This is a genomic window from Streptomyces sp. NPDC001492 (assembly GCF_053597275.1).
Window position 1 is genome coordinate 18,155 of record NZ_JBSFHW010000012.1, and the last position, 26,075, is coordinate 44,229.

Sequence of the window (26,075 nt, forward strand, 5' to 3'; positions counted from 1 at the left end):
GTGGACTGACTGTTCCAGTCCGCCGGGCGCCTCGGGATGTCGTAGGAACGACCGTGTCGTGTCAGTCCTTGATCTCGCAGATCGCGGCGCCGGAGCTGATGGACGCGCCGACGTCGGCGGACAGGCCCTTGATGGTGCCGGACTTGTGGGCGTTCAGCGGCTGTTCCATCTTCATCGCCTCCAGGACGACGACCAGGTCGCCCTCCTTGACCTCCTGGCCCTCCTCGACGGCGACCTTGACGATGGTGCCCTGCATCGGCGAGGCGAGGGTGTCGCCGGAGGCCACCGGGCCGGACTTCTTGGCGGCGCGGCGCTTCGGCTTGGCGCCGGCCGCGAGGCCGGTGCGGGCCAGGGACATGCCCAGCGAGGACGGCAGGGAGACCTCAAGGCGCTTGCCGCCGACCTCGACGACGATCGTCTCGCGGTCCGAGTCCTCCTCGGCCTCGGCCTCGGCCGGGGCGGCGAACGCGGGGATCTCGTTGACGAACTCGGTCTCGATCCACCGGGTGTGGACCGTGAACGGCTCGGCGGAGCCGGTGAGTTCGGGGGCGAAGGCCGGGTCCTTGACCACCGCGCGGTGGAAGGGGATCGCCGTCGCCATGCCCTCGACCTGGAACTCCTCCAGGGCGCGGGCGGCGCGCTGCAGGGCCTGCTCACGGGTGGCGCCGGTGACGATCAGCTTGGCGAGCAGGGAGTCCCAGGCCGGGCCGATGACGCTGCCGGACTCGACGCCCGCGTCCAGGCGGACGCCCGGGCCGGACGGCGGGGCGAAGGTGGTGACGGTGCCCGGGGCCGGGAGGAAGTTGCGGCCCGGGTCCTCGCCGTTGATGCGGAACTCGAAGGAGTGGCCGCGCAGCTCGGGGTCGCCGTAGCCGAGTTCCTCGCCGTCGGCGATGCGGAACATCTCGCGCACCAGGTCGATGCCGGCGACCTCCTCGGTGACCGGGTGCTCGACCTGGAGGCGGGTGTTGACCTCCAGGAAGGAGATCGTCCCGTCGAGGCCGACGAGGAACTCCACGGTGCCCGCGCCGACGTAGCCGGCCTCCTTGAGGATGGCCTTGGACGAGGAGTAGAGCTCGGCGACCTGTGCCTCGGACAGGAACGGCGCCGGGGCCTCCTCGACCAGCTTCTGGTGGCGGCGCTGGAGCGAGCAGTCACGGGTGGAGACGACGACCACGTTGCCGTGCTGGTCGGCCAGGCACTGGGTCTCCACGTGCCGGGGCTTGTCCAGGTAGCGCTCGACGAAGCACTCGCCGCGGCCGAACGCGGCCACCGCCTCGCGGACCGCGGACTCGTAGAGCTCGGGCACCTCTTCGAGGGTGCGGGCGACCTTCAGGCCGCGGCCGCCACCGCCGAAGGCGGCCTTGATGGCGATCGGCAGGCCGTGCTCCTCGGCGAAGGCGACGACCTCCTCGGCACCGGACACCGGGTCGGGCGTGCCCGCGACCAGCGGGGCGCCGGCGCGCTGGGCGATGTGCCGGGCGGCCACCTTGTCGCCCAGGTCACGGATGGCCTGCGGCGGCGGACCGATCCAGATCAGCCCGGCGTCCAGGACGGCCTGCGCGAAGTCGGCGTTCTCGGAGAGGAAGCCGTATCCGGGGTGGACGGCGTCCGCGCCGGACTCGCTCGCCGCGTTCAGGATCTTGTCGATCATCAGGTAGCTGGTCGCCGGGGTGTCACCGCCCAGGGCGAACGCCTCGTCCGCGGCGCGGACATGCAGAGCGTCGCGGTCCGGGTCCGCGTAGACGGCCACGCTCGCGATCCCGGCATCCCGACAGGCCCGGGCCACGCGGACAGCGATTTCGCCACGGTTGGCGATGAGCACCTTGCGCACGATTGAGGCTCCCTCCTTGAAACAAGCCGAGTTTAGGGACTGGCTACACGGCACTACGACCCGTCCCCAGTGGTGAGCTTGCCCACACGGAGCGTGATGCGAGGCTTGCTCGACCCGCGAAATCCCTTGTCGCACCTCGGTACGCAGGACTCCTCCCGAAAACCCTAGCTCTCCCATGTGGTCAAGGTCTCTGTGAGAGCGTGCTGCGGGCCACTCGGTTTCTTTGTGGAGTCCCTACGAATGGCCCAACGAATCTTTGCCGTCCGCAGAACCCTTGTCCCGGGGTTTACCCGTTAGTAGCGTTCGCGATGTCTCGTACGTACTTGAGGTAACTACAGCCTTGCCCGGCCCGCTCGGGCGGCAGTCGAAAGTGGGTGGGACCGGTGGTACGCAGACCGGTGGCGTGGGTCGTGGCCGTCGTGCTCTTCGTGGAGGCGTTCGGCGTCGCGGCGCTGAACTGGTTCCTGGGGATCGTCGTCGACCGGCAGGACATGTCGCTGGCCGGTCTCGACCCCGACATGATGTCGGTGTCCTCGAAGATCGGCGGCATCGTCTTCGGCCTCTACTTCGCCCTGTGCGGCCTGGTCGCGCTTCTCGTGGCGATCCGCAACCGCCCGCCGGCCGGCTTCGGGCGCATTCTGCTGATCAGCGCCGCGGTCGTGCACGGGCTGCTGGGGGCGTTCGTGTGGGGGCTGGTGGGCTGGACCGCGTTCCTGTTCATGGTGGTCGTGCTCGCCCTCATCGTGCTGCTCCTGATGACGTACGACAGCCCGGCCGAACCCGCCGACGCGGTCCCGCCCGCTGCACCCGGCCCCGGGAACGACGGCGGCAGCGACGACGGGGGCCGGGAGGACGGCAGCAAGGACCAAGGGGGCTCCCCGGTCACCTCTCCGCCGGCGCCCACAACTCCGTGATGCCGACACCCAGCTGGGCGAGCAGCCGGCGGACCAGGGGCAGGCTGATGCCGATCACATTGCCGTGGTCGCCGTCGATGCCCTCGATGAACGGCGCGCTGCGGCCGTCGAGCGTGAACGCCCCCGCGACGTGGAGGGGTTCCCCGGAGGCGACGTAGGCGGCGATCTCCTCGTCCGAGGGGTCGCCGAAGCGGACGACGGTGGAGGCGGTGCCGGACGCGTACCGCTTGTTCGCGGTGTCCCAGACGCAGTGCCCCGTCTGCAGGATGCCCGCGCGGCCGCGCATCGACTTCCAGCGGGCCGTGGCCTCCTCGGAGTCCGCGGGCTTGCCCAGGGCCTCGCCGTCCAGCTCCAGCACGGAGTCGCAGCCGATCACCAGGGCGCCGTGCGCCTCCGGCCTGGCGGCGACGACGGAAGCCTTGGCCTCCGCGAGGGCGAGGGCGAGTTCGGCCGGGGTGGGGGCGGTCACGGCGTCCTCGTCCACACCGCTGACGATCACCTCCGGTGTGAGGCCCGCCTGGCGCAGAAGGTTCAGCCGGGCGGGGGACTGGGAGGCGAGGATGAGGCGGCGGGGCGCGTCTGTCATGCGGTCAGCGTAGCCGCGGGGTGCCACGCGGCGAAGCCGCGCATCGAGGCGGCGGTGGGGGTCACCTCAGGCCGATCACGACCATCGCGAGGATCATGGCCAACGCCATCAGGAGGCCGAGCCGCCGCAGCATCTCCTGCATGTCGCGGAGTTCCTTGGGGGGCTCGTTCTCAGGGTCGGACCACAGCATGCCACCAGCGTGGGGCTGGGCCGGGGGTGGGCGCCTGAGTACGCGTACTCAAGTTGGGGGCCCGCAGCCGGTTCGTTGTCGGCTGCGGGCCGGTGGGGGCTGGTCGCGCAGTTCCCCGCGCCCCTGAAAGATTGCGCAGTTCCCCGCGCCCCCAAGAGGTTGCGCAGGTCCCCGCAGCCCCAGCCCTCAGAGGTTTGCAGGTCCCCGCGCCCCCAGAAGATGCGCAGTTGCCCACGCCGCTGAAAGCTGAGAGCCGTTATCCGGGCCAGTAGGTGCGGGTCCACGCCGACGGGCCCGGCTTCGGCAAGCGGTGGGAGGCGATCCTTGCCGGGTCCGACCAGGAGTCCCTGTCTCGGGTCGCGCCGGGCGGGACGGAGGCTTCCGCCGCGGCGCGGGCGCGGACCACCGCCAGGGCGGCGGCCAGCTCCTCCGGGGTCGGGTTGCCCCGTACGACCTTGATCGTCATGGCGGCTCCTAGAGGGGGATGTTGCCGTGCTTCTTCGGAGGCAGGGATTCCCGCTTGGTGCGCAACTGACGCAGGCCGCGGACGACATGCCGGCGGGTGTCGGACGGCATGATCACCGAGTCGATGTAGCCGCGCTCGGCCGCGATGTAGGGGTTGAGGAGGGCGTCCTCGTACTCCTGGATCAGCCGGGCGCGGGTCGCCTCCAGGTCGCCGCTTGCCTCCGCCTCCGCGATGGTGCGGCGGTGCAGGATGTTGACCGCCCCCTGGGCGCCCATGACGGCGATCTGGGCGGTCGGCCAGGCGAGGTTGAGGTCCGCGCCGAGGTGCTTGGAGCCCATGACGTCGTAGGCGCCGCCGAAGGCCTTGCGGGTGATGACCGTGATCAGCGGGACGGTCGCCTCGGCGTAGGCGTAGATCAGCTTGGCGCCGCGGCGGATGATGCCGGTGTGCTCCTGGTCGACGCCCGGGAGGAAGCCCGGCACGTCGACGAAGGTGACGACCGGGATGTTGAAGGCGTCGCAGGTGCGCACGAAGCGCGCCGCCTTCTCGCTCGCGTCGATGTCGAGGCAACCCGCGAACTGCATCGGCTGGTTGGCGACGATGCCGACCGGGTGGCCCTCCACCCGCCCGAACCCGGTGAGGATGTTCGGCGCGAACAGCGGCTGCGTCTCGAAGAACTCGGCGTCGTCCAGGATGTGTTCGATCACCGTGTGCATGTCGTACGGCTGGTTCGCGCTGTCCGGCACGATCGCGTCCAGCTCGAGGTCCTCGGCGGTGACCGTCAGGTCCGCCTCCTCCGGGAAGACCGGGGCCTCGGAGAGGTTGTTGGACGGCAGGTACGACAGCAGCTGCTTGACGTACTCGATGGCGTCCTTCTCGTCGCCGGCCATGTGGTGGGCCACGCCGGACGCGGAGTTGTGGGTGCGGGCGCCGCCCAGCTCCTCGAAACCGACGTCCTCGCCGGTGACCGTCTTGATGACGTCCGGACCGGTGATGAACATGTGCGAGGTCTGGTCGACCATGACCGTGAAGTCGGTGATCGCGGGGGAGTAGACCGCCCCGCCCGCGCAGGGGCCGACGACCAGGCTGATCTGCGGGATGACACCGCTGGCGTGCGTGTTGCGGCGGAAGATCTCGCCGTACGCGCCGAGGGAGGCGACGCCCTCCTGGATGCGGGCGCCGCCGGAGTCGTTGATGCCGATGACCGGACAGCCGGTCTTCAGCGCGAAGTCCATCACCTTGACGATCTTCTGGCCGTAGACCTCGCCCAGGGCGCCGCCGAAGACGGTGAAGTCCTGGGAGAAGACCGCGATCGGGCGGCCGTCGACGGTGCCGTAGCCGGTCACCACGCCGTCCCCGTACGGGCGGTTGTTCTCAAGACCGAAGTTCGTCGACCGGTGCCGGGCGAACTCGTCCAGCTCGACGAACGAGCCCTCGTCCAGCAGCAGCTCGATCCGCTCACGGGCCGTCAACTTGCCCTTGGCGTGTTGTTTTTCGACGGCGCGTGCGGAGCCGGCGTGCGTCGCTTCCTCGATACGACGCTGGAGATCCGCGAGCTTGCCCGCGGTGGTGTGGATATCGATCTCTTCCGGCTCGGACATCGGGATCGCGGCTCCCTGCCTGCTCAAAAGGGGGGACGGTTACTCATCCGTAGAGTAGTGGTGGCGCTACGAATCAGCAGTGCGGCGTTTCACACACCTAGGGTGGCTTGCATGACGCCGCGAGATGCTTCAGACGACAGCCGCTGGTCCGATCTGGACCGGCCTCCGCTCAATGCCCCGGCGCTGCGGCGCGGGCTCGTGCGGGAGGGCGGGCTGTGGCGCGAGGTGGAGGTGGTGCGCAGCACCGGCTCCACCAACTCCGACCTGGTCGCCCTGGCGGGCGCGGGCAAGGCGGGCGAGGGGTACGTCCTGGTCGCCGAGGAGCAGACCTCCGGGCGGGGCCGCCTGGACCGCCAGTGGACGGCACCGCCCCGCTCCGGGCTCTTCTTCTCCGTACTGCTCAAGCCGAGCGAGGTGCCGGTCGCCCGCTGGGGCTGGCTGCCGCTGCTCACCGGGGTCGCCGTGGCCACCGGGCTGTCCCGCTCGGCGGGCGTCGACACGGCACTCAAGTGGCCCAACGACCTGCTTGTTTCCATCGGCGGCGAGGAACGCAAGGCCGGCGGCATCCTCGCCGAGCGGGCCGGGGACGACGGCGTCGTCATCGGGGTCGGCGTCAACGTCACGCTGCGGGAGGGCGAACTGCCGGTGCCGACCGCGGGTTCGCTCGCGCTGGCAGGCGCGGTGAGCACCGACCGCGACCCCCTGCTCAGGGCCGTGCTGCGGGCCCTGGAGGAGTGGTACGGGCGCTGGCGCGAGGCGGGCGGCGACCCGTCGGTGAGCGGCTTGCAGGAGACGTATGCGGCGGGCTGCGCGACGCTGGGCAGGACGGTGCGGGCCGAGCTGCCGGGCGACCGGTCGATCACCGGGGAGGCGGTGGCGGTGGACGGGGACGGCAGGCTGGTGATCGCCACCGGGTCCGGAGTGCAGGAACCGGTGGGGGCGGGGGACATCGTGCACCTGAGGCCCGCCTGACCGAGGGTGGATGTACGGCTGCCTGCAGCCGTGCATGACTCTCGGGAGTGAGCTAGGGCACACCTGCCGTACAGTTGAGGCCGGTCGATACCTGACCGTGGCAGATGGGAAGGGCAGCAGGCGTGACCGTCGACGACACGGGCTCCGGCACGGGCGCGGACGGCCGGGTGGACCCCCACGCCGCCGAACCGGGCGAGGACCCGCTCGCCCTGCGTCTGGAACACCTGATCCTCGGCGCGGAGCGACGCTACACCCCCTTTCAGGCGGCCCGCAGCGCGGGCGTCTCCGTGGAGCTCGCCACCCGCTTCTGGCGGGCCATGGGCTTCGCCGACATCGGGCAGGCCAAGGCGCTCACCGAGGCCGACGTACTCGCGCTGCGCCGTCTGTCCGGCCTCGTCGAGGCCGGGCTGCTGAGCGAGGCGATGGCGGTGCAGGTGGCCCGGTCCACCGGCCAGACCACCGCCCGGCTCGCCGAGTGGCAGATCGACTCCTTCCTGGAGGGCCTGACCGAGCCCCCGGAGCTGGGGATGACGCGCACCGAGGTGACGTACCCGATCGTCGAACTGCTCCTGCCCGAGCTGGAGGAGTTCCTCGTCTACGTCTGGCGGCGCCAGCTCGCCGCCTCGGCCGGGCGGGTCGTGCAGGCCGCCGACGACGAGGAGATGGTCGACCGGCGCCTGGCGGTCGGCTTCGCGGACCTGGTCGGCTTCACCCGTCTGACCCGCCGCATGGAGGAGGAGGAACTCGGCGAACTCGTCGAGGCCTTCGAGACCACCGCCGCCGACCTGGTCGCCGCGCACGGCGGCCGGCTGGTCAAGACGCTGGGCGACGAGGTGCTCTACGCGGCCGACGACGCCGGGATCGCCGCCGAGATCGCGCTGCGTCTCATAGAGACCATGGCGAACGACGAGACGATGCCCGAACTGCGCGTCGGCATCGCCTTCGGCACGGTGACCACCCGTATGGGCGATGTCTTCGGTACGACGGTGAACCTCGCCTCCCGGCTGACGTCGATAGCCCCGCGTGACGCCGTCCTGGTCGACGCCGACTTCGCCCAGGAGCTCATCCGCACCGGGGAGGCACCGGCCTCCGAGGCCGAGGCGGCCGAAGCGGCTGCCGCGGCGGAGAAGGAGGGCGAGGAGCCGCCGGTGTACCGCTTTGCGCTGCAGCCGATGTGGCAGCGGCCGGTGCGGGGGCTTGGTGTGGTGGAGCCTTGGTTGCTCACCCGGCGGGGGTGAGCGCTTTGCCGGGGGACGTCGTCGATTGACTGCGGGTCCGTCGCGGCCGGTCGCGCCCACGCGGCGGAGCCGCATATCCGTATAGCCCCGCGCCCCTTAAGGGCACGGCCGATGCCCCGTACGTGTTCTCAGTCGGCGTCGGGTTGGTTCACGCACAGGCCGACGACCGGTACGCACAGGCCGGGCTCGTCTGACCTGCCCGGCTGTGGAGCTGGCGGCGGCGTGGTCCTGTCGGCAGTCGGAGTCGGCCGGGGGGCGGAGGTCGTCGGCGGCTTTTGACCGGTCGTGGGTGCAGGGGTGTTCGGTGTGACCGGGATGGTTGTGGTGCCCGCAGTGGGCGCCACACTCGGTGACGCGGGTGCCGTTTGCAGCGGTACGAGGGTGGAAGGCACCGTAGGTGTCGTGCTCGCGTTGCCCATTGCGTAGGTCGCCGACGGGCTCACCCGGGGTGCGGTCTCTGCGGCGGCGACGGTGGTGCTCGACTGGTCGGTGTCGGTGACCGGATCCTGATGGGGGTCAGCCTCCGTGGTCCCGAGACCGGTGTTTCCCGAATCCGGTGCCACCCGTACGAGGCTCAGCGCGCCCGCGGCCAGTGCCAGCCCGCTGACGGCGAACAGCAGTTTGCGGGGGCGGGGCCTGCGATGGCGGCCGCGCCTCATCGATGTCTCTGCCGTCAGCGTCATCCTGTCCCCTCCCCCTGTGCCCGCGCCCCCCTGTGCGCCGTGGCGAACGCACCGTATGCGCTCCCGTGGGCGGTGTGGCGGGAGTTGGGCGGGATGTCACCCGAACGGGGACAACGGAGAAAAACCCTGCAATGATCGGGCCGACGGTTGTTAACCCGCGTTAACCGGAGGGTGTCATGGGCGAGGAGCGGTTCGGGGAGTTCGTGGTGGTGCGGCGACACGGCGACGAGGGTGTCGGGGACGTCGGGCATGTCGCGGAGCTCGTCCTGGACCGGCCCAAGGCCATGAACGCCGTGTCGAGCGAGATGGCGCGGTCGATCGCCGGGGCCTGCACGGCACTCGGCGCGGACCGTGACGTACGGGTGGTCGTGGTGACGTCCACGCACGAGCGGGCGTTCTGCGTCGGGGCCGACCTCAAGGAGCGCAACTCCTTCACCGACGCCGATCTGCTCCGGCAGCGGCCGGTCGCGCGGGCCGCCTACACGGGGGTCCTGGAGCTGCCGGTGCCGACGATCGCGGCGGTGCACGGGTTCGCCCTGGGCGGGGGCTTCGAGCTGGCCTTGTCGTGCGACCTGATCGTGGCCGACCGTACGGCGGTGGTGGGGCTGCCGGAGGTGTCCGTGGGCGTCATCCCGGGCGGCGGCGGTACACAGCTGCTGCCGCGGCGGGTGGGGGCCGCGCGGGCGGCCGAGCTCATCTTCACGGCGCGGCGTCTGCAGGCCGCGGAGGCGCGGGAGTTGGGGCTCGTGGACGAGCTGGTGGAGGAGGGCCGGGACCGGGAGGCGGCACTGGACCTGGCCGCGCGCATCGCGGCGAACTCCCCGGTCGGCCTGCGGGCCGCCAAGCGCGCACTGCGTCTGGGCCACGGGCTCGACCTGCGGGCCGGTCTGGAGGTCGAGGACGCGGCGTGGCGGTCGGTGGCGTTCTCGGGGGACCGGGCGGAGGGCGTGGCGGCGTTCAACGAGAAGCGGCGGCCCGATTGGCCGGGTGAGTGAAACAGGGCCGTCCGGGGGCGGAGCCCCAGCACCGGTCACCCCACCGCCTTATCAGTAGAACAAACCAATAGAAACCTCCCTAACCTGGAGTAATGGGTGAGGACAAACGGCTCGCAGCGGTCGTCGCGCTGGCGCAGGGCATGGCCGCGGCCCACGGCTCGCGCGAGGCGTGGCGTGCGGCGGCGGCCGGAGGGTGCCGTGCGCTCGGCGGGAGCTTCGCCGCGTTGTCGGTGTGGGAGCGGGAGCTCGGCCGGCTGCGGGTCCTCGCCAACGTGGGGGAGCGGGCCGAGGGCGAGGAGGAGTTCCCGGAGGACGAGTCGTACCCCGTGCACCAGTTCCCCGAGATCACCGAGTTCCTGCACGAGCGGTGGGCCGGCGGCGGCGAGCCCGACGCATGGGTCGAGACGGCGCACGGGCCCGCCGCGGGCGGCCCTCCGGGATACCTCCACCAGCGGGTCGCCGCCCTGCGCCGCCGGGGCCGCGGCTGCTGTGTCGTCGCCCCGATCGTGCTGCACGGGCGCGCGTGGGGCGAGCTCTACGTCGCCCGTCCCGCGGGTGCTCCCGTCTTCGATCGGGAGGATGCCGACTTCGCCACCGTCCTGGCCGCCGTCGTCGCCGCCGGGATCGCCCAGGCGGAGCGGCTGGAGGAGGTGAGGCGGCTCGCCTACACCGACGCCCTCACCGGTCTCGCCAACCGCCGTGCCGTCGACGCGAAGCTGGACGAGGCCGTCGAGCGGCACCGTGCGGACGGCACGGTGGTCAGCCTCGTCGTCTGCGACCTCAACGGCCTCAAGCGCGTCAACGACACCCAGGGGCACGCCGTCGGCGACCGCCTCCTGGAGCGTTTCGGCTCCGTCCTCTCCCTGTGCGGCGCGATGCTCCCCGGCACGCTCGCCGCCCGCCTCGGCGGCGACGAGTTCTGTCTGCTCTCCGTCGGCCCGCCCGCCGACGAGGCCGTCAAGGCGGCCGACGAACTCTGCCGCCGCGCCGCCGAGTTGGAGCTCGGTGACGGGGTCGCCTGCGGGGTCGCTTCCACCGAGGACCCCATCGGGCCCGTGCGGTCGGCCCGGCGGCTGTTCCGGCTGGCGGACGCGGCCCAGTACCGGGCGAAGGCGCTCCGCTCGGGTGGGCCGGTGGTGGCGGGGCGGGAGGGTCCCGACGATCCGGTCGTACGGCTGGCCGACGAGCCTTCGCCTCAGGTGCCGGCCGAGCGGCGGCGGTTCCGGGGGCGGCCGGGGTGACGTGCTGGGGGCTCCGCCCCCAGGCTCCCGTATCGGCCTGAACGGCCTCGCTCTCAAACGCCGGACGGGCTGAAATCGCCGACCGGCGCTGAGACGTGACCGTGTAAGGGTCGTACCCGCAACCCAGTAGTGACATCCTCGTCTTCACTGCGTACGCTCCTGAATATGGATATGCACACTGTGGTGGTGGGGACGTCCGGGGTGACCGCGTCCGACGTTCTTGCCGTGGCGCGCGACGGCGCCCGGGTCGAGCTCTCCGCGGAGGCGGTGGCGGCCCTCGGCGCCGCCCGCGAGATCGTGGATGCGCTCGCTGCCAAGCCCGAGGCCGTCTACGGCGTCAGCACCGGCTTCGGCGCCCTGGCGACCCGGCACATCAGCCCGGAACTCCGCGCTCAGCTGCAGCGCAACATCGTCCGCTCGCACGCCGCCGGCCTCGGGCCGCGGGTGGAGCGGGAAGTCGTACGGGCCCTGATGTTCCTGCGGCTCAAGACCGTCTGCTCGGGGCACACGGGCGTGCGGCCCGAGGTCGCGCAGACCATGGCCGACGTGCTCAACGCCGGGATCACCCCGGTCGTCCACGAGTACGGCTCGCTCGGCTGTTCCGGCGACCTCGCGCCCCTGTCGCACTGCGCCCTCACGCTCATGGGCGAGGGGGAGGCGGAAGGACCGGACGGAGCCGTCCGCCCCGCCGGTGAGCTCCTCGCGGAGCACGGGATCGCCCCCGTCGAACTGCGCGAGAAGGAGGGCCTCGCCCTGCTCAACGGCACCGACGGCATGCTCGGCATGCTGGTCATGGCCCTCGCCGACCTGGACGCCCTCTACAAGTCCGCCGACATCACGGCCGCCCTGTCGCTGGAGGCGCTGCTCGGGACGGACAAGGTGCTCGCCCCCGAGCTGCATGCCATCCGCCCGCACCCGGGGCAGGGCGCCTCCGCCGCCAACATGCTGGCCGTGCTGAAGGGCTCGGAGCTCACCGGGCACCACCAGGACGACGCGCCGCGCGTCCAGGACGCCTACTCGGTGCGCTGCGCCCCACAGGTCGCCGGCGCCGGACGGGACACCCTGGCGCACGCCCGGCTCGTCGCCGAGCGCGAGCTGGCCTCGGCCGTGGACAACCCCGTCGTCCTGCCCGACGGGCGGGTCGAGTCCAACGGCAACTTCCACGGCGCCCCGGTGGCGTACGTCCTGGACTTCCTCGCCATCGCCGCCGCTGACCTCGCGTCCATCGCCGAGCGGCGCACCGACCGGCTGCTCGACAAGAACCGCAGCCACGGTCTGCCGCCGTTCCTGGCCGACGACGCGGGCGTCGACTCGGGGCTGATGATCGCCCAGTACACGCAGGCCGCGCTGGTCAGCGAGATGAAGCGACTGGCCGTACCCGCCTCCGCGGACTCGATCCCCTCCTCCGCCATGCAGGAGGACCATGTCTCCATGGGCTGGTCGGCCGCCCGCAAGCTGCGTACGACCGTCGGCAACCTCACGCGGGTGATCGCCATCGAGCTGTACGCGGCCACCCGCGCGATCGAACTGCGCGAGGGCCTGGCCCCGGCGCCCGCCTCGCAGGCCGCCATCGCCGCCGCACGGGCGGCGGGGGTCCAGGGCCCCGGTCCGGACCGGTTCCTCGCGCCCGACCTCGCCGCCGCGGACGCGTTCGTGCGCGACGGACATCTGGTCGCCGCGGTCGAGGGTGTGACGGGACCGCTCGCCTGACCGCTCCGGTAGGTACGAGGGCCGCCGCTGTCTCCCCCCGGCGGCGGCCCTCCCCGCGGGTCAGCTCTGTGCCAGCTTGGCCGACTGGGCCTTGACGATCTCGGCGGGGACGCCGTACTTGTCCTGCTTGCCGGCCAGGGCCGCCAGGCTGATCGAGTAGTACGTGGCGACCGTGGAGCCGTGCCGCACGACCTCGCCGTGCACCGTCGTCGTGTCGCCTTCGGTCCTGCCGGTCACGGCGAACGCCACCGACTCGTCACCGCTGCCGGAGGACTTCTCCTCGGCGACCTTGGTGAACTTCTGGGTGTCCTGGCCCTTGGCCGAGACCGTGAAGCCGTTCGCGCAGCCGCTCACCGCGTCCGACACGGACTTCATCGTCTCCTGCGCGCCGCCGCCGTCGTACGAGGACAGCGAGACGATCGTCAGCTTGGACTCCAGGACGTCCTGGAGGCCGTTCATCGCGGCGTCGAGGTCCTCGTCCGAGGTGCCCGTCGGCGTGGGCCTGTCGCTCTTCTCCGTGGCCATCCGGTTGACGTAGGCGCTCGTGTCGCCCGGCGCGAATCCGGTGAGGACGTAGGCGAGCGGTGCGCACTTGACGTCGGCCACCTTCACCTGGTCCTTGGACGCGGCGAACTTGCCTCCGGTGTCCGCGGACTTGACCTCGTAGCCGTCGAGGTCCGCCCCGCTGATGATGAGCTTCTTCAGCTCGGCCGCGCTGAGCGCCTTCGCGGCCGCAGTCGACGAGGAGGGCGAGTCCTTGGAGCCGGAGCCCTTGGAGTCGTCCGCATTCCCGCCGCAACCCGTGATGAGGGCGAGCGACAGCAGGCTCACGGCAACCGTGGCGCCTGCACGCACCCTCGATGATCTCTTCATGCGCGGACTATGAGGTCCGAGTCAAGGAAGCGTCAAGTGAATTCAAAAGCCGAGGCGTTCCCGGCGCACCGAATACGCCACAAAACCGGCGCCGATCCCGAGGAAGAGAGTGCCGCCGACGACGTACGGAGTGGTGTCGGGGCTTCCCGTGTCGGCGAGTTGGGTCTGGGTGCCGGAGCTGTCCGTGGTCTCCGAGACGGCCCGTGCCTGCGCTGTGACCTGCGAGGTCGGGGCCGCCGACGATGCTGTTCTCGCCGGTTCTTCCCCCGTCGCCTTGGCGGAGGGAACGAACCACAGGGCGCACAGGACGGTGCCTGCGGCGGTGGCGGTCAGCAACGGACGACGAGCGGATGACACGGAATATCGATCCCCTTGTGGCGCTGGCGAATTGGCCGTGTGGGGCGATGTTAGTGAAAGGCGCGGGTCACAGGAAAGTCACGGGAGCCGCGGGCTTTACGCTCCGGGTATGAACACTGAAGAGACATCACGTTTTGTCCGCCTTCGGGTGGAACTCGTCCTTGAAATCGAGGACCCCGGCGCACTGACCAAGGAGGCGCTGCGGCGCCTCGCCGCCGACACCGACCTGCCGGCCGACGAGCGGGCGCACGCCGAGGGCGCTGTGACGGAAGACACGGCGGAGGCCCTCGCCTCTCTCGTCGACCCGTTCGACCTGGTGAGCGAGGTGCCGGGGGTCGACCTCGCGCAGGCCTCCTGGTCGAGCGAGCCCATCGACTACGACCCCGATTCGCCCGATTGGGACCTGGACGAGGATGATGTGGACGAAGACGACGAAGACGAGGGGGCCGACGGCGTCTCCTGAGCGGCTTGGGAAAACATGACCCCGGGTGGCGACCGCCGTCCGGGGTTTCTTCGTCTCCGGCCGCGCGCCGGCCGACCACGGCGAAGCCGCCGACGGATTCCGCCGCACCAGCCGCACCGCCCGCCCCGGCGGACGTGGCGTGCCCCACACCTACGGGACATGTGGAACGGGACGAAGCGGCCGTAGCGTTGAAGTTCGTTAACGGGGACTCTCGGGGCTTTTTGGGGATACGGCAACCATGGAGAAGCGTGTGATGACGAACAGTAAGCGGCGCAGGGGCCTGACGGTCGCGTCCGCACTGCTCGGCGGGGTTCTGGTGCTCTCGGCCTGTTCCGGCGGTGGCGGCGACGACGCCTCGGGCGGCAAGGGCAAGGACACCTCGCAGGCCAAGGCCGACGAGGCGGCGGCCAAGAAGCCGTCCGAGGCCGACATCAAGATCACGCCGAAGGACGGCTCCGACAACGCCTCCATCAACAACTCCGCGGCCGTCACCGTCAGCAAGGGCACGCTCACGGGCGTGACCATGACGACCGAGAGCGGCACCGCCGTCGCCGGCACGCTCTCCGCCGACAAGACCAGCTGGAAGCCGAACGCCCAGCTGGAGCGCTCGACCACCTACAAGGTCGCGGCGGTGGCGAAGGACTCCGCCGGTCGCGTCGCGCACGAGAACGCCTCGTTCACCACGGTCGCTCCGGCCCACAGCTTCATAGGCACCTTCACTCCGGACGACGGGACCACCGTCGGCGTGGGCATGCCCGTGTCGATCAACTTCGACAAGGCGATCACCAACAAGGCCGCGGTCCAGAAGGGCATCACGGTCTCCTCCAGCAGCGGCCAGGAGGTCGTCGGACACTGGTTCGGCGCCAACCGCCTCGACTTCCGCCCGGAGAACTACTGGAAGGAGAACTCCACCGTCACGCTGAAGCTGGCGCTCGACGGTGTCCAGGGTGCCTCCGGTGTCTACGGCGTGCAGCAGAAGACGGTCACCTTCCACATCGGCCGCAACCAGGTCTCGTACGTCGACGCCAAGACCAAGCAGATGAAGGTCACGCAGGACGGCAGGACGATCAAGACCATCCCGATCTCGGCCGGTTCGCCCGAGCACACGACGTACAACGGCGTCATGGTGATGTCCGAGAAGTACAAGCAGACGCGCATGAACGGCACGACCGTCGGCTTCACGGACAACGACGGCAAGGCCGAGTACGACATCAAGGACGTGCCGCACGCCATCCGCCTCACCAACTCCGGCACCTTCCTGCACGGCAACTACTGGGGCGCGAAGTCCATCTTCGGCTCGGTGAACACCAGCCACGGCTGTGTGGGCCTGTCCGACACCAAGGGTGCCAACGACACCAGCACGCCGGGCTACTGGATGTACACCCACTCGATCGTCGGCGACGTCGTGGTCATCTCCCACACCGGCGACAAGACGGTCCAGCCGGACAACGGCCTCAACGGCTGGAACCTCAGCTGGGCTGACTGGAAGGCCGGTTCGGCCATCTGACCCACTGCCGGTCCACAGCTTTCTCTCCGATGCCGCCCCCAGGGGCGGCATCGGTGTTTCCGAGCCCTTTCCCGGGTCCGCCGCAGCCTTCTCATGCGTCTCTTATCGGGGCCTTATCGAGTCATCACGGGGCGTCCCTAGCTTGCGGCGCATGTTCTTCACCTACCTGAGGCGCGAACTGCGCCGCCGCAGAAAGGCGGCCCTCGTCGTCGCCTCCGGTCTTGCCCTCGGCATCGCGCTCGTCATCGTGGTCAGCTCCGTGTCGTCCGGCATGGGCAGGGCGCAGGACAGGGTTCTCCAGTCGCTGTACGGGCTGGGCACGGACATGACGGTGACCAAGGCGGCGACGCCGACCGCGAGCAACTCCCAGCGCCCGCGCTTCCAGTTCGACGCGCGGGGCAACGACGACGACTCGACGCAGAGCAGCGACCGGGTCATGGTGCAGGGCTTCACGACCCTGGCCTCCTCGACCGTCGGCAAGGTCGCGGACCAGAAGGGGGTCTCGTCCGCGGTGGGCGGGCTGAGCCTCAACGTGGTGAAGGTCAACGGCCAGTTCACCCGCGGGCAGTTCCAGCAGAACCAGAACTCCGGGGGCGGCCAGGGCGGACGCGGTGGCGGCACCGGGCAGCCGCAGGGCGAAGTGCAGGGCGGCGGCGCCGACTTCGACATCAACCAGTACACGGTGTACGGCACCGACGTCACGAAGACCGCGCTCGGCCCGCTGACCTCGTCGAAGATCACCAGTGGCCGTACCTTCAGGACGAGCGAGACGAACGCCAAGGTCGCCGTGGCGGACTCCGCGTACGCCAAGGAGAAGAAGTACAAGGTCGGTTCGACCGTCACCATCAAGAGCGTCAAGTTCGAGCTGATCGGCATCGCGACCGCGGACAGCGGTGACGCGGCTGCCAACCTGTACATCCCGCTGCAGCAGGCGCAGACGCTGGCCGGCGAGAAGAACAAGGTCACCACGGTCTACGTCAAGGCGACCGACTCCCAGCAGATCGACTCCGTCAAGTCGACCATCCAGAAGAACGTCTCGGGTACGACGGTCACGACCTCGTCCGACCTGGCGAAGACGGTCTCCGGGTCGCTGTCCACCGCGTCGTCCCTCGCGACCAACGTCGGCAGGTGGCTGTCGATCGCCGTGCTGGTGGCCGCGTTCCTGGTGGCGGGGCTGCTGACGTCCTCCGCCGTTTCGCGGCGGGTGCGGGAGTTCGGGACGCTGAAGGCGCTGGGGTGGAAGTCGGGGCGGGTGACCCGGCAGGTCGTGGGCGAGGCGATGGTCAACGGGTTGTTGGGCGGTGCGCTGGGGATCGGGCTCGGTCTGGCCGGTGCGTATGTCGTGACCAGTGTCAGCCCTACGCTGCAGGCGCAGTTGGGGGGCGGTACGGGTGGTCCTGGGGGCGGTTTCGGTGGGCCCGGTCGGCGGGCGGCGAAGACGCTGGAGGTTGCGCTGACGGCGCCGGTGAGTGTGACGACGATCGTGCTGGCGGTGGCTCTTGCGGTGGCCGGGGGCCTGATTGCCGGTGCTTTCGGTGGCTGGCGGGCGTCTCGGCTCCGTCCGGCGGATGCGCTGAGGCGCGTCGAGTAGCTGAGGTCGGCTGTGGCTGGGGGGAGGGCGGGTGCGCTCATCCCGCGCTGGCGGGGTGCCGCTCTCTTGGGGACGGGAGCCGCCCCTAGCGGCACGACTGCCCGCAGCTAGGGCGGCTAAGCGGCTACGCGCCTGCGGCAGCTGCAGCGGCTTTCAGGGGCGCGGGGAACTGCGCGACCAGCCCCCACCCACCCGCAGCCAGAACACGACGCGCACCACCCCCGAACCCTCCCAGGAGACCAAAATGTACGAACTGAGAAACGTCACCAAGCGCTACACCCGAGGCAGGGACACCGTCCACGCCCTCGACGGAGTCGACCTCTCCATCGCCGACGGGGACCGCCTTGTCATCCAGGGCCCCACCGGCGGCGGCAAGTCCACCCTCCTCCAGATGCTCGGCGGTCTCGACCGCCCCACCTCCGGCGAAGTCGTCCTCGACGGCACGGACCTGGCCAGGCTCTCCGAGGCCAGGCTCACCAGCGTCCGCAGTGAGAACATCGGCTTCGTCTTCCAGTCCTTCAACCTCATCCCGACCCTCACCGCCCAGGAGAACGTCGAGACCGCCCTCGTACCCCTAGGAGTGAAGACCAAGGAACGACGGGAGCGTGCAGCCGAGGCGCTGACCTCGGTCGGTCTCGGCGAACGGCTCGGCCACCTCCCCGGCGAGATGTCCGGAGGACAGCAGCAGCGCGTCGCCATAGCCAGAGCACTCGTCAAACAGCCGAAGGTGCTGCTCGCCGACGAACCCACCGGAAATCTCGACGAGTCGATGCGCGACGAGATCATGGAGGTGCTGGAGCGCATGTGGAAGGAGCTCGGGCTGACCTTCATCATGGTCACCCACGACTCCGCGATCGCGAGGAAGGCCCCGCGGCTGGCGACGATCCGCAAGGGCAAGCTCACCGTCAAGGAGAACGCGGGCGCGTAATTGCCCGGAGCGGTAACGGCTTTGGGACCGCCTCGTAACAGTCCCCAGGGCCACCTCTTACCTTCTTCTCATCTCTTGAGGTACCTGATCACCCCCCGGCATACTGCGTGTTCCGGGGGGTGCATGCGTTCATGTGTGCGGGACCGCCCCCGGCCGGGTGACAGGGGAAAACGCCCGGTACTTCATCTCCAGGGGGAGACTTGCGCAGACAAGTGAAGAGAGCATGCGCGGCAACCGTTGCCACGGCGGCCGCCGTGGCCCTTGCGGCGGGCATGACCAGCCCGGCGTCCGCGAAGCCGGAGCAGTCGACCACTGCTCCGCAGACTCAGCTCACGTCCAAGCACCGCATCACCCTGATCACCGGCGACCGTGTGGTCGTCGACTCCAAGGGCCGGGTCGTCGGCCTGGAGCGGGCGAAGGGGCGCGAGCACATACCCGTTCAGTTCCGCAAGGCCGGCGGGCACACGCTCGTCGTACCGGCGGACGCGGCCCGGCTGGTCGCCACCGGCAAGCTGGACCAGCGGCTGTTCGACATCACCGAGCTCAACAAGTCCGCGACCCGCAAGTCCCAGGCCAAGGGGCTGAAGGTCATCGTCGGCTACCAGGGCCCGGCGACCGCCGCGAAGGCCGACGTCCGTGACGCGGGCACCCTCCGCAGGACCCTGAAGTCCCTGAACGCGGACGCCGTTCAGACCCCGCAGAAGGAAACGCCCGAGCTGTGGGACGCCGTCACCAACGGCGGCAGGGCCACCGCGGGCATCGCGCACGTCTGGCTCGACGGCACCCGCAAGGCCAGCCTCGACAAGTCCGTCCCGCAGATCGGCGCACCGAAGGCATGGGCCGCCGGCTACGACGGCAAGGGCGTCAAGATCGCCGTACTGGACACCGGTGTCGACGCGACCCACCCGGACCTGGCGACCCAGGTCATCGAGTCCAAGAACTTCTCCACCGCCGCCGACGCCACCGACCACTTCGGGCACGGCACGCACGTCGCCTCCATCGCGGCGGGCACCGGCGCCAAGTCGGGCGGCAAGTACAAGGGTGTCGCGCCCGGCGCGAAGATCCTCAACGGCAAGGTCCTCGACGACACCGGCTCCGGTGACGACTCCGGCATCCTCGCCGGCATGGAGTGGGCGGCCGAGCAGGGCGCCGACGTCGTGAACCTCAGCCTCGGCGGCCAGGACGCGCCCGGCATCGACCCGCTCGAGGCCGAGGTCAACAAGCTGTCCGAGCAGAAGGGCATCCTCTTCGCGATCGCCGCGGGCAACGCCGGCCCCGAGTCGGTCGGTTCGCCCGGCAGCGCCGAGGACGCGCTCACTGTCGGCGCGGTCGACGACCACGACAAGCTGGCCGACTTCTCCTCGACCGGCCCGACCGTCGACGGCGCCATCAAGCCCGATGTCACCGCGCCCGGAGTGGACATCACGGCGGCCGCGGCCAAGGGCAGTGTCATCGACCAGGAGGTCGGCGAGAACCCGCCCGGCTACCTGACCATCTCGGGTACGTCGATGGCGACGCCGCATGTGGCGGGCGCCGCGGCGATCCTGAAGCAGGAGCACCCGGACTGGAAGTTCTCCGAGCTCAAGGGCGCGCTGACCGGCTCCGCGAAGGGCGGCAAGTACACGGCGTTCCAGCAGGGAGCGGGCCGTATCGCCGTCGACAGGGCCATCAAGCAGAGCGTGATCGCCGACCCGGTGTCGCTGGGCTTCGGTGTGCAGCAGTGGCCGCACACCGACGACAAGCCGGTCACCAAGCAGCTGACGTACCGCAATTTCGGTACGAAGGACGTCACGCTCGACCTGTCCGCCACCGCCACGAACCCCAAGGGCCAGGCGGCCCCCGCGGGCTTCTTCAAGCTGGCCGCGACGAAGCTGACCGTCCCGGCGGGCGGCAAGGCCTCCGTCGGCCTGACCGTCAACACCAAGCTGGGCGGCACGGTCGACGGCGCGTACTCCGCGTATGTGACGGCGACGGGCGGCGGCCAGACCGTGCGGACCGCGGCCGGTGTGCAGCGCGAGATCCAGTCGTACAGCGTGACGTTCAAGCACATCGGGCGTGACGGGCAGCCGACCGGGAACTACAACGACATCGTGTCCGGCTACTCGGGCCTGGCCGAGGGCCGCGGGTACCCGGTGACCGTCTCGGACTCCGGTACGACGACGATGCGCCTGCCCAAGGGCGACTACCTGCTGGACGCCTGGATCGCGAAGGACCTCGTGCACTTCGAGGGCGGCCTCGACTGGCTGGTCCAGCCGAAGCTGAGCGTCACCAAGAACACCACGGTGACGATCGACGCCCGCAGGACGAAGGCGGCCGACATCACGGTGCCGGACGCGCAGGCGGCCCAGCAGCAGGCGACGATCAGCTACAACTATGACCCGGCGGGCGGCTTCGGCTTCGACGCGAAGTCCTTCGCCGACATACGCATGGCGCCGCTGGGCGGCGAGGTCTCGGGCCTGCACCAGACCTGGAACGGCCAGTGGACCAAGGGCGACGACGCCGAGTACGACGTGGCCACCACCGCCAAGGTCAAGAAGATCCAGGGCGACAAGGTCCGCCACTTCAAGGCGAGCGAGCTCGCCACGGTGAAGAACAACCTCGGTTCGGGAGCCCCCGGCAAGACCGGCGCCCTGATGCCTCTCGGGCTGTTCCCGCAGGACGCCGTCTTCGCGGGCGGTATCGAGCAGAAGCTGCCGGGCGCACGCACGCTGTACCTGTCGACCTCCGACAAGATCCAGTGGACGTGGGACTTCGAGCAGATCAAGGGCCATGACGCGGACGGCCTCCCGATCCCGGAGGCGTACTACACGCTCGGCGACCCGCAGACCTTCAAGGCGGGCCAGAAGTACACGAAGACCTTCAACAGGGCGGTCTTCGGCCCGCATCTGAACAAGGACTTCGGGCTCTTCCGCGACGGCAACAGCATCTACGGCTATCTGCCGCTGTTCACCGACGGGGCGGGCCACGCCGGCTCCTCGGAATTCACCGCGGTCGACACCACCCTGTACCGCAACGGCACCAAGGTCGGCTCCAACGACGACCCGCTCTTCGGCAACAAGGAGTTCAAGGTCCCCGCCGGCGAGGCCGACTACAAGCTGACGACGTCGGTCAAGCGCAGCGTCCTGGTGGCGGAGGCCTCCACTCGCATCGACGCGAGCTGGACCTTCCGCTCGAAGAAGACGTCCGACACGGCCACCCTGCCCGCGTCCACGGTCCGCTTCAACGCGGTCACCGGCCTGGACAACAAGGTGGAGGCCGGCAAGACGGTGTCGATCCCGGTCACCGTCGAGGGCGCCGCCAAGGGCAGCAACCTCAAGTCGCTGTCGGTGTACGTGTCGTACGACTACGGGCAGACCTGGACGAAGCTGGACGTCGTGGGCGGCAAGATCAAGGTGAAGAACCCGGAGAAGGGCAAGGCCATCTCCTTCCACGCCAAGATCACCGACAAGCAGAACAACAAGTCGACGATCTCGATCTACAACGCGTACTACGCCAAGTGAGCCGCGGGTTCGCTGAGCGCTGAGTGACCCGCCCGCCGGAAGTGCAGCTTCCGGCGGGCGGTCCGTGTTTCCGTGGGCGCATGACCACACAGACCGTCGAGTACATCCGCTACCGCATCCCGGAAGACCGCTCGGCGGAGTTCCTCGCCGCCTACACCCGGGCCGCGGTACAACTGGCCGCGGCACCCCAGTGCGTGGACTACGAACTCGCGCGCTGCGAGGAGGACTTCGCGCACTACGTCCTGCGCATCACCTGGACGTCGACCGAGGACCACCTGGAGGGCTTCCGCAGCTCGGACCTGTTCTCCGACTTCCTCGCGGAGATCCGCCCGTACGTCGGCAACATCGAGGAGATGCGCCACTACAAGCCGACGACGGTACGCGGTACGGGGTCCTCGGTGCCGACGCTGTACGACTGGGCCGGGGGCGCCGCCGCCTTCTCCCGTCTGACGTCGGTCTTCTACGACAAGGTCCTGAAGGACGACCTCCTCGCCCCGCTCTTCGCCGGCCTGGCCCCCGACCACGCCGAGCACGTCGCCCTCTGGCTCGGCGAGGTCTTCGGCGGTCCCGCCACCTACTCCCTGACCCAGGGCGGCCACGGCCACATGGTCGCCAAACATTTCGGCAAGCACATCACCGAGCCACAGCGCCGCCGCTGGGTCAACCTCATCCAGGACGCGGCGGACGAAGCGGGACTCCCGACGGATGCCGAGTTCCGGTCGGCGTTCGTGGCGTATGTGGAGTGGGGGACCCGCCTCGCCGTCTACTTCTCGGGCCCGGACGCCAAGCCGCCGGCGGAGCAGCCGGTGCCGCGATGGACGTGGGGGGCGATGCCGCCGTATCAGGGGTGAGGTCTTTTTTTCAGCGGCGGTGGTGCACATCCAGCCCGTCCGGCGTTTGAGGACGAGGCTGTTCAGGCCGAAGCGGGGGTCTGGGGCGGCAGCCCCCGGCAGCGGCGCACGAACCGCCGGGCACGGCTCAGGAAGACGTCGCCGACTGCCCCGCCCAAGTGGCGTCCGCCCCCCAACTGGCCAGCAGCCGCAACGCCTCCGCCGACGCGGACCCCGGCTCGGCGTGGTACATGGTCAGCGCCTGACCGTCGCCGTCGGCCGACCGGAACGACTCGAAGTGGAGCGTCAGGTCACCGGCCAGAGGGTGGTGCAGACGTTTGACCCCGTAGCCCTTCTCCTTCACGTCGTGCGTGGCCCACAGCCGCCTGAACTCCTCGCTCTTCACGGAGAGTTCGCCCACCAGCGCGGACAGCCGCGGGTCGTCCGGGTAGCAGCCCGCGTCCATCCGCAGGAAGCTGACGATGTCGCTGGCCTTCTGTTCCCAGTCGAGGAACAGCTCCCGGTACTCCGGCCGCAGGAACACCAGCCGCGCCCAGTTCCGCTCCTGCGCCGGCAGCTCTCCCCAGTCGCCGAAGACGGCCGCCGCCATCCGGTTCCACGCGAGGATGTCCGAGCGCCGCCCGGAGATGTACGCCGGCACCCCGTCCATCGAGTCCAGCAGCTGTCGCAGCGTGCCCCGCACCTGCTGCGACCGCGCCGCCGGCTTCTTCTTGTGCTGCTTCGGCTTGGCGAGGTGGGTGAGGTGCGCATGCTCGGCGTCCGTCAGCCTGAGCGCCCGCGCGATGGCGTCGAGCACCTCCGCCGACACGTTCCGCCCGTTGCCCTGTTCGAGGCGCGTGTAGTACGCCACCGAGACGCCCGCCAGCTGCGCCAGCTCCTCACGGCGCAGTCCGGGCACCCGCCGGTGCCGGCCGAAGTCCGGCAGCCCCACGTCCTCCGGCTTCAGCCGGGCGCGCCGGGTGCGCAGGAACTCGCTGAGCTCGGCACGACGGTCCAGAGCCCCGGAGGGCTCGGGTACGGCATCGGGCTGTTCGTCCATGCCTCAAGTATTCACTGTCGTACGCACAGCATCCTGACCCCGCCAGTGGTAGGCACAGCGGACATACGCAGAAGCGTGGCCTGGGTGAAGCCCCTGTGGTCCGGCATGCTGGGCGACATGCCCGGTCAGAAGGCAGCCGGGCGCGTAACCACTGCTAGGAGACCCCTCGGCATGACCACTGTTGCCGCTTACGCCGTCCCCGCCGCGAAGGCTCCGCTGGAGCGCACCACCATCGAACGCCGCGAGGTCGGTGAGTTCGACGTCCTGATCGACATCAAGTTCGCCGGTATCTGCCACTCCGACATCCACCAGGCTCAGGAGGGCTGGGGCGAGGCGATCTTCCCGATGGTCCCCGGTCACGAGATCGCGGGCATCGTCTCCGAGGTCGGCGCGGGCGTCACCAAGCACCGGGTCGGCGACCGCGTGGGCGTGGGCTGCCTGGTCGACTCCTGCCGGGAGTGCGAGAGCTGCAAGGCCGGCGAGGAGCAGTACTGCACCGGCGGCAACGTCGGCACGTACAACTCCATCGGCAAGGACGGCGAGCCCACCTACGGCGGCTACTCCCAGAAGGTCGTCGTCGACGAGAACTTCGTCGTCCGCATCCCCGACGCCCTGTCCCTGGACGTGGCCGCTCCGCTGCTGTGCGCCGGCATCACCACCTACTCCCCGCTGAAGCACTGGAACGCGGGCCCCGGCAAGAAGGTCGCGATCCTCGGCATGGGCGGCCTCGGCCACATGGGCGTCAAGATCGCCCACGCCCTGGGAGCGGAGGTCACGGTCCTCTCGCAGTCCCTGCGCAAGAAGGACGACGGCCTCAAGCTGGGCGCCGACCACTACTACGCGACCAGCGACGAGCAGACCTTCAAGGACCTGCAGGGCTCCTTCGACCTGATCCTCTCCACGGTCTCGGCCCCGCTCGACTTCGGCGCCTTCCTGTCGCTGCTGAAGCGGGACGGCGCGCTGGTGAACGTCGGCGCCCCCGAGGAGCCGATCGCCCTGAACCTCTTCTCGGTGATCGCCGGCCGCAAGACCCTCGCCGGTTCCATGATCGGCGGAATCGCGGAGACCCAGGAGATGCTCGACTTCTGCGCCGAGCACGGTTTCGGCGCCGAGATCGAGGTGATCAGCGCGGACCAGATCAACGAGGCGTACGAGCGGGTCGTGACGAGCGACGTGCGGTACCGCTTCGTGATCGACACCGCGACGATCTGACAGGTCTGAGAGATCTGACAGGTCTGATAGGTCTGAGACATCTGACCGGCCTGACAGGTGGGGCCCCGGCGGAAAGCGCCGACGGGGCCCCATGTGTGGGCTCCCCGAACGCCTTGTGAGGCGAGCCTTACCTTGCCCGCCCTGCGGAGTATGTTGGGCGTGAGGAGGCCCACACGATGAACGTGCAGCTGAACCACACCATCGTCGCCGCTCATGACAAGAAGGCGTCGGCCCAGTTCCTCGCCGACATCCTGGGGCTGGAGCCCAGCCCGCCGTTCGGTCCCTTCATCCCCGTCCGGATCCCGAACGGCGTGACCCTCGACTACATGGAGACGGACGGCGACATCACGCCGCAGCACTACGCGTTCCTGGTGTCCGAGGACGAGTTCGACACCATCTTCGGCCGCGTCCAGGAAGCGGGACTGACCTACTGGGCGGACCCGTACCACCACCGCCGCGGCGAGATCAACCACAACGACGGCGGGCGGGGCGCGTACTTCGACGACCCCAACGGCCACAACCTGGAGATCATCACCAGGCCGTACGGCAGCGGGAGTTGACCTGCCGGTTCACTCGGCGGGGAGGAACTCGCCGGCTCCGTAGGACCGTACGAGGACGCTCCCGTCGGCGGACGGTCGCACGGAATGCGCGCGCCCGAGGCCCGAGACCAGGGCGCGTCCGTCCGCGCCGACCTCCACAACCGTGTTCTCGTCGATGGCCACACCGTGCGCGAGTCCGTGCCTTGCGACGGCGGCGATCATGCGCGGCAGCGTCCCCCACTGCGCTGCGTGCACCTCCACGGAGAAGGGCACCAGCCCGAGCCCGGCCCGTACGTCGATCTCCTCCAGGTCCTCGGCCGTGTCCTCGTGGCACACGGGTACGCCGTCGTCGAGCCACCCTCCGACGACGGCCTGCCGCGCGGCGACCGCGGCACCGGCGGAGAAGCCGGCGTACGGAACGCCGAACTCGGCGAGCGCGGACCGCAGTCGGTCCAGACACCCGGCGAACGCGTCCTGATACGCCGGCGTCAGCCCACCGCAGACCAGCAGCCCGTCCAGATCCTGGAGGCGGCCCGGGTCGAACTCCCCGCCGAGCGGCACCAGCAGCGGTACGGGGCCGCAGTCGGCGACCTTCCGCAGTACGGCGTCGTAGCGGCCGAACTGCTCGGCGCCGTCCCCTTCGTCGAGCACGACGCAGCCGATGCGCGGCCCGCCGGCCGCCCGCAGGAACGGCCCGTGGACAGCGTGCGCGGCCGTCGCGTCCCAGCCGCCCCCGATCAGGAACGTACGACTGCCACGGCTGCCCGCCACTGCCCCCACGTTCT

23 protein-coding genes are annotated in these 26,075 nt (G+C 70.1%); 14 read left to right on the top strand and 9 right to left on the bottom strand.

Going from position 1 to position 26,075, the window contains the following annotated elements; all coding sequences use genetic code 11:
* Positions 1-61: 61 nt before the first annotated feature.
* Positions 62-1,834, bottom strand: coding sequence for an acetyl/propionyl/methylcrotonyl-CoA carboxylase subunit alpha (locus tag ACWC1K_RS17280; protein WP_450832186.1), 1,773 nt, complete (start codon positions 1,832-1,834; stop codon positions 62-64).
* Between the two features lie 398 nt (positions 1,835-2,232).
* Here ACWC1K_RS17280 and ACWC1K_RS17285 point away from each other — a divergent pair, with 398 nt between their 5' ends.
* Entirely contained in the window at positions 2,233-2,748 is a 516-nt protein-coding gene (locus ACWC1K_RS17285; protein ID WP_450832188.1) for a hypothetical protein, read from the top strand.
* Here the strand turns inward: ACWC1K_RS17285 and ACWC1K_RS17290 are convergent.
* The 4 genes from ACWC1K_RS17290 to ACWC1K_RS17305 all read right to left on the bottom strand — a co-directional run bounded on the left by ACWC1K_RS17290 (position 2,717) and on the right by ACWC1K_RS17305 (position 5,591).
* Positions 2,717-3,334: a Maf family protein gene (locus ACWC1K_RS17290; protein WP_450832190.1), complete on the bottom strand. Its 618-nt coding sequence runs from the start codon at positions 3,332-3,334 to the stop codon at positions 2,717-2,719. The genes ACWC1K_RS17285 and ACWC1K_RS17290 overlap by 32 nt on opposite strands.
* 61 nt (positions 3,335-3,395) lie before the next feature.
* Entirely contained in the window at positions 3,396-3,524 is a 129-nt protein-coding gene (gene mmpB, locus ACWC1K_RS17295) for a morphogenic membrane protein MmpB (RefSeq protein ID WP_344404440.1), read from the bottom strand.
* A gap of 256 nt (positions 3,525-3,780) precedes the next feature.
* Positions 3,781-3,990, bottom strand: a complete 210-nt coding sequence (locus tag ACWC1K_RS17300) for an acyl-CoA carboxylase epsilon subunit (protein ID WP_115906254.1) — start codon at positions 3,988-3,990, stop codon at positions 3,781-3,783.
* Positions 3,991-3,998: 8 nt separating this feature from the next.
* On the bottom strand, positions 3,999-5,591 hold the full coding sequence (locus ACWC1K_RS17305; protein ID WP_450832192.1) for an acyl-CoA carboxylase subunit beta: 1,593 nt from the start codon (positions 5,589-5,591) through the stop codon (positions 3,999-4,001).
* 111 nt (positions 5,592-5,702) lie between these two features.
* Between ACWC1K_RS17305 and ACWC1K_RS17310 the strand changes: the two genes are divergently transcribed.
* The 5 genes from ACWC1K_RS17310 (at position 5,703) to hutH (ending at position 12,430) form a co-directional block, all read left to right on the top strand.
* Positions 5,703-6,563, top strand: coding sequence for a biotin--[acetyl-CoA-carboxylase] ligase (locus ACWC1K_RS17310; RefSeq protein WP_450832194.1), 861 nt, complete (start codon positions 5,703-5,705; stop codon positions 6,561-6,563).
* Between the two features lie 122 nt (positions 6,564-6,685).
* Positions 6,686-7,801, top strand: coding sequence for an adenylate/guanylate cyclase domain-containing protein (locus tag ACWC1K_RS17315; protein ID WP_450832195.1), 1,116 nt, complete (start codon positions 6,686-6,688; stop codon positions 7,799-7,801).
* Between the two features lie 859 nt (positions 7,802-8,660).
* Complete coding sequence (locus tag ACWC1K_RS17320; protein WP_450832197.1) at positions 8,661-9,479, top strand: enoyl-CoA hydratase/isomerase family protein; 819 nt, start codon at positions 8,661-8,663, stop codon at positions 9,477-9,479.
* Positions 9,480-9,571: 92 nt separating this feature from the next.
* Positions 9,572-10,720, top strand: a complete 1,149-nt coding sequence (locus tag ACWC1K_RS17325; protein WP_450832199.1) for a diguanylate cyclase domain-containing protein — start codon at positions 9,572-9,574, stop codon at positions 10,718-10,720.
* A 171-nt stretch (positions 10,721-10,891) separates the two neighbouring features.
* The gene (gene hutH / locus ACWC1K_RS17330) at positions 10,892-12,430 is read left to right on the top strand and encodes a histidine ammonia-lyase (protein WP_450832447.1); all 1,539 of its coding nucleotides are present in this window, start codon (positions 10,892-10,894) and stop codon (positions 12,428-12,430) included.
* Between the two features lie 60 nt (positions 12,431-12,490).
* Here hutH and ACWC1K_RS17335 read toward each other — a convergent pair whose 3' ends face one another.
* Positions 12,491-13,303 carry a hypothetical protein gene (locus tag ACWC1K_RS17335; protein ID WP_450832201.1) on the bottom strand — a complete coding sequence of 271 codons (813 nt, stop codon included), beginning with the start codon at positions 13,301-13,303 and terminating at the stop codon, positions 12,491-12,493.
* A gap of 42 nt (positions 13,304-13,345) precedes the next feature.
* Positions 13,346-13,660, bottom strand: coding sequence for a hypothetical protein (locus ACWC1K_RS17340; protein WP_450832202.1), 315 nt, complete (start codon positions 13,658-13,660; stop codon positions 13,346-13,348).
* A gap of 109 nt (positions 13,661-13,769) precedes the next feature.
* On the opposite strand from ACWC1K_RS17340, the gene ACWC1K_RS17345 reads away from it, so the two are divergent.
* The 6 genes from ACWC1K_RS17345 to ACWC1K_RS17370 all read left to right on the top strand — a co-directional run bounded on the left by ACWC1K_RS17345 (position 13,770) and on the right by ACWC1K_RS17370 (position 22,500).
* Positions 13,770-14,123, top strand: coding sequence for a hypothetical protein (locus tag ACWC1K_RS17345; RefSeq protein WP_450832204.1), 354 nt, complete (start codon positions 13,770-13,772; stop codon positions 14,121-14,123).
* A 238-nt stretch (positions 14,124-14,361) separates the two neighbouring features.
* Entirely contained in the window at positions 14,362-15,630 is a 1,269-nt protein-coding gene (locus ACWC1K_RS17350; RefSeq protein ID WP_450832206.1) for a L,D-transpeptidase, read from the top strand.
* A 151-nt stretch (positions 15,631-15,781) separates the two neighbouring features.
* Positions 15,782-17,221 (top strand): ABC transporter permease, encoded by a 1,440-nt coding sequence (locus ACWC1K_RS17355; RefSeq protein WP_450832208.1) that lies wholly within the window; start codon positions 15,782-15,784, stop codon positions 17,219-17,221.
* Between the two features lie 244 nt (positions 17,222-17,465).
* A complete protein-coding gene (locus ACWC1K_RS17360) occupies positions 17,466-18,149 on the top strand; it encodes an ABC transporter ATP-binding protein (protein WP_450832209.1) in 684 nt (227 codons plus the stop codon).
* Between the two features lie 212 nt (positions 18,150-18,361).
* Positions 18,362-21,649, top strand: coding sequence for a S8 family peptidase (locus ACWC1K_RS17365; protein ID WP_450832211.1), 3,288 nt, complete (start codon positions 18,362-18,364; stop codon positions 21,647-21,649).
* Between the two features lie 80 nt (positions 21,650-21,729).
* A complete protein-coding gene (locus ACWC1K_RS17370) occupies positions 21,730-22,500 on the top strand; it encodes a globin domain-containing protein (protein WP_450832213.1) in 771 nt (256 codons plus the stop codon).
* Between the two features lie 127 nt (positions 22,501-22,627).
* Here ACWC1K_RS17370 and ACWC1K_RS17375 read toward each other — a convergent pair whose 3' ends face one another.
* Positions 22,628-23,539, bottom strand: a complete 912-nt coding sequence (locus ACWC1K_RS17375) for a helix-turn-helix domain-containing protein (protein ID WP_450832215.1) — start codon at positions 23,537-23,539, stop codon at positions 22,628-22,630.
* 171 nt (positions 23,540-23,710) lie between these two features.
* Between ACWC1K_RS17375 and ACWC1K_RS17380 the strand changes: the two genes are divergently transcribed.
* On the top strand, positions 23,711-24,751 hold the full coding sequence (locus ACWC1K_RS17380; RefSeq protein WP_450832216.1) for an NAD(P)-dependent alcohol dehydrogenase: 1,041 nt from the start codon (positions 23,711-23,713) through the stop codon (positions 24,749-24,751).
* A 176-nt stretch (positions 24,752-24,927) separates the two neighbouring features.
* Positions 24,928-25,311 (top strand): VOC family protein, encoded by a 384-nt coding sequence (locus ACWC1K_RS17385; RefSeq protein ID WP_450832218.1) that lies wholly within the window; start codon positions 24,928-24,930, stop codon positions 25,309-25,311.
* A gap of 9 nt (positions 25,312-25,320) precedes the next feature.
* On the opposite strand, the gene ACWC1K_RS17390 is transcribed toward ACWC1K_RS17385, so the two are convergent.
* Entirely contained in the window at positions 25,321-26,061 is a 741-nt protein-coding gene (locus ACWC1K_RS17390; protein WP_450832219.1) for a Type 1 glutamine amidotransferase-like domain-containing protein, read from the bottom strand.
* Positions 26,062-26,075 lie beyond the last annotated feature (14 nt).